The following is a 4,590-nucleotide window of genomic DNA, read 5'->3' on the forward strand; positions in this document are numbered from 1 at the left end:
CAAAGATCGCAGTTGGGTAGATCGTAATCTGCGCTTTACTCTATTTAGCACGCATCACGCCGACGCTCACCATCGTATTACCCCCAATAACTATCCGGCTGTCGCCTATGCTTCTTCGCGGATTATGCACGCTTGGGAGATTCCGGCTTGGATCGACGGTAAACCATATGTCGATGCGGCTTACACTTGCCTGTGTCCGGTATTAGCAATGGTTGCAGCAGGCTATCGAGAAACGATCGCGATCGCCAATGAGCCAGGAACCATGTATCGGGATATGTTTCACATCGATCCAATTCCCAATTATATTCATGGCGTTCCCATCCATATCATCCGCCCCGATGTCCATCTCAAACAATTAGGCGTCGATTTTACCAAAGCCACTCCAGATGGTTTGATTGCTATTTACCGCCACGGACGAGACAAGGGAGCAGAGTTTCTCAGCAAGTGGAATAGGCTTTAGGTTTTAGGCTTTAGGCTTTAGGCTTTAGGAGGGAGAGGATTTTGAGATGGAAAGTTAGAATTATGAAGATCGAGAAGATAGCGATGTCGATCGGATCTCTTAGTTATCTAAAACTTATAACTTCAGTAGCCAATAGTGACCTAAAACCTAAAACCTAAAACCTAAAGCCTACCCCCTACCTTTACCCCTACCCCCTACCCCCTAATGTCAACCGTCGTCCTCGTCTTAATTGAAATATTAGTTGTGATCGCGGGATCGCGATTAGTTGGTTGGTTGTTTCGATCGATCGATCAACCTTTAGTCATTGGCGAAATTGTTGCAGGAATTGCGTTAGGGCCATCATTATTAGGTTGGCTGGCTCCAGATTTATCGGCACTATTATTTCCGACGTCGGCGATTCCATTTTTGAATGTGCTATCGCAGATTGGGTTAATCTTTTTCATGTTTTTGATCGGCTTAGAATTAGATCCCAAATACTTAAGCGGCAATCTCAAAACAGCAGTAGTCACTTCTGGAGTAAGTATTCTAGTGCCATTTTCCCTGGCGGGAATCTTATCCTTAGTTATCTATCCGATCGTTTCTAATGCCAGCGTTTCGTTTACAGCTTTTGCCTTGTTTTTAGGTGCGGCGATGTCGATTACGGCATTTCCAGTTTTAGCCAGAATTATCACCGAAAATAATCTCCAAAACACCAGATTGGGCACACTGGCATTGACTTGTGCGGCGGTCGATGATGTGACTGCTTGGTGTCTACTCGCATTAGCAATTGCAGTTACTAGAACCAATAGTATGGCTGGTGCGATCCCGATTATTATTTATTCGCTGCTCTATATCGGTGGCATGTTAACCGTCGGTAGATGGCTGCTGAAGGTCTTATCTACTTATTACGATCGCACGGGGAAGCTGTCTCAACTGATGCTGGCGGCGATTTATATGGCAGTAGTCTCGTCGGCATTGATTACTGAAGCGATCGGGATTCACTTGATTTTCGGGGCGTTTTTAATGGGTGCGGCGATGCCCAAAAATCCCGGACTAGTTAGGGAAATCGCCCAAAAGACTGAAGATTTTGTATTGATATTTTTACTGCCAGTTTTCTTTGCCTATAGCGGTCTGAAAACGCAAGTGGGGTTGTTAAATAGTCTCGATCTGTGGCTGTTATGTGCGGCAATTTTGGGGGTAGCGATCGTCGGCAAATATTTCGGGACTTATTACGCAGCGCGGAGTTGTCAGATCGATCGACAGGAAGCTTCCGCACTAGGTTGGTTGATGAATACGCGCGGTTTGACCGAATTAATCGTCTTGAATATCGGTCTGGAATTAGGGGTAATCTCGCCAATTCTGTTTACGATGCTGGTAATTATGGCATTGGTGACGACATTTATGACGTCCCCACTATTGGAGTGGACTTATCCCAAAAAATCGATTCGCCTCAATCTCCAATCCACATCCGGCCAATTAGTGGCTGACGCGCCAGCGGCGATCGGTAGTAGGGCAGCTAGTGAGTCGTTATCGGCACCACAACTAGATCTCACTAGCAAAGAAGTTCTGACCCCTACTGGTTATCGGATTTTAGTGCCGGTAGCCAATCCCAATACGCAAGTCGGACTGCTGCAACTAGCGACATCGATCGCTCAAAACGATCGCCAATCGGCGATTATCAATCCTTTGAGCCTGATCGAGCTAGAGGAAGATTATTTGTTTCAGAGTACTCCGTTTGAGGCCAATCGGCAGATCGCTCGTCGCTTACAACAGCTCAACACCACGATCGATACCCTCGAACCACTAGGAATGCTCGTCACCGCTCATCGCGCGATGTTTCAACCGATCGTCCAAATCGGCTACGATGTCGCCCAAAAAACCGCCGTAATCGCGGCACTCGATCGGGCAGATCTAGTCTTACTGGGCTGGCACCGACCTACTTTTACCAATAATCGGCTGGGTGGACGAGTCGCGAAAATGTTGGGCACAACGCCAGCAGATGTGGCAGTATTTATCGATGCTAGTACCGATCGAACTACTCCCCACTCATATCAAACTTTATTAGTACCTTATACTGCCAACCATCATGACGATCTCGCCGTCGAAATCGCCTTGAGAATGCTCTGGAACGATCGTCAGCGACAACTCAAACTGATCCAGATTAACTCTTCCACTCTCCAACATGGCCGCCTCAGCGACGAAATTCAGCGGCTGTTGCTCAAGTTACCAACTCAGCTGAGTGCGCGCATCGAGATTTCAGTACTAGATACGATCGATCCGATCGTCAAAATTGAGGAAATGTCGCGGCAGGTAGATCTGACGATTACGGGTATCGGTCATACCTGGGGACGTCGCAAACCGTTACTCGATCGCTATACCGATCGATTGGCAATCCACTGTGTCTCGTCCCTGCTGATCGCACGTCGCTACAGCCAGTTTGGTTCGCACCTCAACTTTAGCTTTGAATAACGATCGACAATCAATCCATTACTTATCGGCGTCGCCACTCATGAATGTTTTCTCAGCTAAATCGATCGGTTTATATACTCTGGCGATTGGCAGCGCGATCGGCTTTTTTAACTTGGTAACTAGTTATGGCGAGGCCAATATCAAAGCACCACAACCGATGGCGGGTATTTATCAGATTATTGCTAAAGATTTGCCAGGTTGTCTCCAGCACAAAACGCTGTTACTTAATATCCAACAGTCGGGTATCTATCTCAACGCCAACCTCAATGCGATCGATGTCAAAAATGCCGATACTGTCGATAGTAAAGCCAAAGATCGATTAGGCTTAGCCTACGCTACGCGAACGTCAACAACACCTAGTACCAATCCCCGCCCGACATTTTCTGGTAAATTACAAGGACAAAAATTAGATCTCAGTGGCACTGTACCAACAACCACTTGCCCGATCCGATCTCAATTACGGCTGAGTGGATCGCTGGCGCAGAGTGGCACCCAAAATGGTCGGCAGCTACAACTACAAGGACAACTCTGGTTGACCGATCGCACGCATCCGCAAGGCTCGCCCATAAATATTACCGCTATTCAACAGCCTCAAGCACCCTCAACTGCTGCTCATTAGTTATAGGTGTCCCAACCGATCGTATTGCTGGGATGCTGGAACCAAAGCGATTATTGGCCGTGGTTATTGGGCAACGGTTTGTCAGGGCTGGGATTAACTAGGAAAATTTGAAGGCGATCCGGTGCGACTTTATAGCTATTTTCGGCCATCACGTTCTTTTGGGCTTGCGGATCGAACGAACGATTGAATTTAATCGTAGTTTGTTCGGTGCGGATCTGCGTATCGTGAACTTCGGTTTCAAGATGCTGTAACTTGTTGCGCTGGGAGAAGCTATAACCGATCGAGTTCACCAAAGTGACTACCCCAAAGACTGACAAAATCGAATAGGCAACCGATTTGGTAATTAGCTCTAAGCCCTGACGACGATGGGCGTAAGCTGGATTGGATTTGGGACGCGATCGCGGACGGGGCACAGCAGTCTGCGTTGCGGTGGGAGTAGTGTCTACCGCCGTTGGGGAACTACTTGTCGATCGACGGCCACTAGATTTGCGAGTTTTACGGGGGTAAGCTGGTGGCTCGAACGAAGGTAGTGTATTCATAGATAGTGTGACCCAATCAAAATTTTTCTAATTATACGGCTTGTCACATTACTTATGTAAAAATTTTTAGATTACCAGCACTAATATTTCACAATAGTCGCGCTCGTATAGTGCGATTGTTCTAGCACTAACCAGCAATCTGATTTATTTCATAGTCGATCGGGCAAGTAGCTAGCACGAGCGGCGACGCTCGTGCTAGCTGAAGCGGTTACTTGTATAATTCGGTGGACAGTCGGAATGCCAACAGACCAGGAATCAGCGCGACCGCCAAAGCGATAAAGACTTGAGTATCAGACATCAAAAATTCCTCCAAACACAGAGATTTTACCTGTTCACAGTTTGCAATAATTTGGGCTGAGGCTGGCGATACTGTAACAAAATGTAGAAAGACGGGGTGGGGGAGGCTACGATGTATACACAAGTCTGTCGGACTTCGTTTTGAGATCTGAATCCCCCTAAATCCCCCTTAAAAAGGGGGACTTCCGGATCTTTTTCCCCCCTTTTCAAGGGGGGTTAGGGGGGAT

4 protein-coding genes and 1 pseudogene are annotated in these 4,590 nt (G+C 47.3%); 3 read left to right on the top strand and 2 right to left on the bottom strand.

Annotated features, from left to right (window positions below; all coding sequences use genetic code 11):
• From RMO84_RS13875 to RMO84_RS13885, 3 genes and pseudogenes are all read left to right on the top strand, one after another.
• Positions 1-460 (top strand): annotated as a pseudogene (locus tag RMO84_RS13875) (hypothetical protein); the annotation flags it as partial.
• 204 nt (positions 461-664) lie between these two features.
• Entirely contained in the window at positions 665-2,908 is a 2,244-nt protein-coding gene (locus RMO84_RS13880) for a cation:proton antiporter (protein ID WP_310489041.1), read from the top strand.
• 40 nt (positions 2,909-2,948) lie between these two features.
• Positions 2,949-3,527, top strand: coding sequence for a hypothetical protein (locus RMO84_RS13885; protein ID WP_310489042.1), 579 nt, complete (start codon positions 2,949-2,951; stop codon positions 3,525-3,527).
• A gap of 50 nt (positions 3,528-3,577) precedes the next feature.
• Here RMO84_RS13885 and RMO84_RS13890 read toward each other — a convergent pair whose 3' ends face one another.
• Together RMO84_RS13890 and psaM are read right to left on the bottom strand one after the other, a co-directional pair.
• On the bottom strand, positions 3,578-4,066 hold the full coding sequence (locus RMO84_RS13890; protein ID WP_310489043.1) for a hypothetical protein: 489 nt from the start codon (positions 4,064-4,066) through the stop codon (positions 3,578-3,580).
• Between the two features lie 208 nt (positions 4,067-4,274).
• Positions 4,275-4,364, bottom strand: a complete 90-nt coding sequence (gene psaM / locus RMO84_RS13895) for a photosystem I reaction center subunit XII (RefSeq protein WP_106312384.1) — start codon at positions 4,362-4,364, stop codon at positions 4,275-4,277.
• Positions 4,365-4,590: the final 226 nt, after the last annotated feature.

This window comes from Chamaesiphon sp. VAR_69_metabat_338, from assembly GCF_031423935.1.
Lineage (GTDB): Bacteria > Cyanobacteriota > Cyanobacteriia > Cyanobacteriales > Chamaesiphonaceae > Chamaesiphon.

Excerpts from the sequence above, each read along its gene's own strand:
- RMO84_RS13880 (WP_310489041.1), top strand. The coding sequence starts at position 665 with ATGTCAACCGTCGTCCTCGTCTTAATTGAAATATTAGTTGTGATCGCG.
- RMO84_RS13885 (WP_310489042.1), top strand. The coding sequence starts at position 2,949 with ATGAATGTTTTCTCAGCTAAATCGATCGGTTTATATACTCTGGCGATT.
- RMO84_RS13890 (WP_310489043.1), bottom strand. The coding sequence starts at position 4,066 with ATGAATACACTACCTTCGTTCGAGCCACCAGCTTACCCCCGTAAAACT.
- psaM (WP_106312384.1), bottom strand. The coding sequence starts at position 4,364 with ATGTCTGATACTCAAGTCTTTATCGCTTTGGCGGTCGCGCTGATTCCT.